This is a genomic window from Megasphaera sp. AM44-1BH (assembly GCF_003467125.1).
GTDB lineage: Bacteria > Bacillota > Negativicutes > Veillonellales > Megasphaeraceae > Megasphaera.
This window is the reverse complement of the sequence record NZ_QSFA01000049.1, coordinates 1-2,210: the sequence shown is the minus strand read 5'-3', so window position 1 is coordinate 2,210 and position 2,210 is coordinate 1. Positions and strand designations below refer to the sequence as shown.

The 2,210-nt window shown below is 40.7% G+C and carries 1 protein-coding gene; it reads left to right on the top strand.

Translation table 11 applies throughout. From position 1 onward, the window contains the following. Window positions 1-246 precede the first annotated feature (246 nt). Window positions 247-1,965 carry a hypothetical protein gene (locus DW949_RS13495; RefSeq protein ID WP_118023683.1) on the top strand — a complete coding sequence of 573 codons (1,719 nt, stop codon included), beginning with the start codon at window positions 247-249 and terminating at the stop codon, window positions 1,963-1,965. Window positions 1,966-2,210: the final 245 nt, after the last annotated feature.

Here is a 2,210-nt window from a genome sequence, read left to right as displayed (position 1 = left end):
TGAAATTTGTTTAAATAACTGTGACATTTCTGTGTTCTTGTATTATAATAAAACAAGAATTATCTCTGAATGGTGAATTCTGAGAAATACTGCGTGCCATATTCTTTTTGTTATGGAAATGTCCTTTCGGAAAGGGCGGCCTCCGATAGAATGTACTGGCATCGCCATGAGACTGGGGGGAGATACGGTATATAGTACGACGAATTTAAAAGAAGGGCATTAAAAAAACAGAGAGGATGATGAGAGTTGATTAGTAAGCGCATCAAAATTTTTGGACTTATACTTGCCGGATTATGTTCCCTTATGCTGGCTGGCTGTGGAACCGGAAGCGATAAGGTATCTACCGGCTATTACAAAAACGTTGCAATCAAACCGAACGGCGAATTCGTCATCAAAGACCGGGTTGACGACTCAAAGGCCAAGAAAGGCGGTATTTTTTACTATGTCGAAATGGGCAAGGACGATGCGACAAAAGATAAAATCGTAAGTGTTACGGCGAAAGCGGGTAATGCTCCCATCGATATACATTGGAAATCTACCGTTGGCAACATGACGGCTGTTACGGCAGCACGGATCCAGCTTGACTATAGCCAGGATGGGTATATTAAAGAAAAGTATGAACGTGTTACCGGCAAGGCAGGTGTAGGAAACCACGGTGAAGCTTCTGTCCGTTATCAGATAGCAAAAGACGGAGAAAATAAAGGAAAAGCAGAAAAGAAATATTATTATAATTCTGAAGGCGATAATAATTCTATAGGAAGTGTAGCGCAGGCGAAGATTGCCTATGATAAAAAAGGGAATATCGATACCATTACCTATATGAATAAAGATGGAAAAGTGATTAATGGATATCTGGGTGCCAGCATCCTGGGCTTTGTGTATGACAAAGAAAAATCCGATGTATTGAACTCCGTCGAAATCCGGGATAATAACGGTGTAGTGAAGAACAATAAAAACAAATACGCCCGTATTGCTTTTTCCTACGATAAAAAGGGTCGTGTCATCAGCCGCAAGTTGTACAATGAAGCCGGTGATCTCGATGGCAGCGCTCAAAAGAGCCTGTTTATTTTTCTTGGCCCCACTTCGCTTAATGACAAATTGCAACAGATGAAAGATGGTCTGATAGAAGCTGGTGCAGAAACAAAATACACATATGATGACAAACATGCCGGTCCGGTCAAAATCCAGTTCTTGGGCATAGATGGACAGGCTGCTCCTGTTAAAGATGGTGCCAAGGGTGTTGCCGAACTGGATATGACCTATGATGACGCGGATCGTATTATAGATTTGAAGTTCATCGGTGCTGATGGACAAAGCCTGCCCCTCGTCATAAGTAATACTAAAGGGCCCGATGAATTAAAAATGGACTATGATGAAAATAGCAACATCAGCCAGATAAGCTACTTTAAAAATGGGGAAGCTCTGAACATAGATGAAAAAGTCCTGAGTAATGGGGGTATGTCAGCAAAGACAGATATTGCCGCGGTCAAATACAAATATGACAGCCAGCGCAACAGAACAGAAGCCAAATATTTTGATAAATCGGGTAACCCGACCTATTTGAAATTGTACGGGACTACCAAGTACTATGGCCGTCAGTTTGAATATTCTGAAAATAACAATAATCATCCTAAAGTTACCTATCTGGATGCAGATGGACAGGCGATTAAAGCCGATCCTAAAGATATATTCCTGGGAACCTGGAAAGAAACGGTCCAAGGTGGCTATACGTGGGTTGTCAAAAAGGGAACGATGGAAATTATACGTCCTCATGGTACAAACTCGTCCTATTCGTATGAATTGTCGGATGTAAAGATTGATCCGGAAACAGGTAAGGGCAGTATGATTATAAATATGAAGGGAAAAAATGATTTTGGTGTAGAAACGTTGAAATTCAGCGATGCCGATCATTTTGAAATGGTGGATACATTTAATCAGAGCAAATTAGTTCGCCAGAAAGACTAATGCGCTGATGTAAGGAGAGTTGTAATGAAATGAGTTTTTGCTCATTTTGTTACAACTCTTTTTTGTGTTTTGTAACTGCCTTGTTACCTGCTTTTGTATACTGTAATTAAAGAATATAGGTACGTTGTCTTATAAGAGAAAGGAGAGAAAATCTATGTCTGGTACCGCTTCAACTTCATCAGGGAGGGCTAATCTGATTGGGGTCTAGTCCAACTTTTGTGGTTGGGCTAGACCTTTTTTTGTGG